This is a genomic window from Alcanivorax sp. 24 (assembly GCF_004360225.1).
Classification (GTDB): Bacteria; Pseudomonadota; Gammaproteobacteria; order Pseudomonadales; family Alcanivoracaceae; genus Alloalcanivorax; species Alloalcanivorax xiamenensis.
Genome location: NZ_SNUA01000090.1, coordinates 1 through 453, shown reverse-complemented (window position 1 = coordinate 453; position 453 = coordinate 1). Strand labels below are relative to the sequence as shown.

At 49.9% G+C, this 453-nt stretch carries 1 protein-coding gene; it reads left to right on the top strand.

Annotation, left to right across the window (positions count from 1 at the left end; all coding sequences use genetic code 11):
* The first annotated feature begins 154 nt into the window (after positions 1-154).
* Complete coding sequence (locus tag E0L37_RS21395; protein WP_166643126.1) at positions 155-292, top strand: PaaX family transcriptional regulator C-terminal domain-containing protein; 138 nt, start codon at positions 155-157, stop codon at positions 290-292.
* Positions 293-453: the final 161 nt, after the last annotated feature.

The following is a 453-nucleotide window of genomic DNA, read 5'->3' as shown; positions in this document are numbered from 1 at the left end:
GATAATATATGATGTGTATAGTCAAGTTCTACAGGGTGATGTTGTTATGTTGTGGACGGGCACTGCAGGTGTCGTGGTTTTTTTTTTAAAGAGGAAGACGGCATACGATGTCTAGTAGGGTCTGGTGGGCTCGGAGAGGTGTTTAAGAGACGGGGTGAGGGACGCCTGGAATCTGGAGCAGCTCTCGGAGGGGTATCGGGAGTTTCTCGACCAGTTCCGTCCGCTCTGGCAGGAAATGAGCAAGCTGGAGACGCCGCCGCCATGGAGTGTTTTCTGGCGCGTACGTTGTTGATTCACGAATATTCTCCTATTCACCTCTGACGCTGCCGCCGAAGAAGCTAGTGTAGTAGCTGTTTGGCCGAGGCAGCTCTAACACAAACAGTACAGACAGAGGCAGACAAACATGGATTGCAGATTACAGAATATGATGAGATCTAACACAGTGTCCAACAA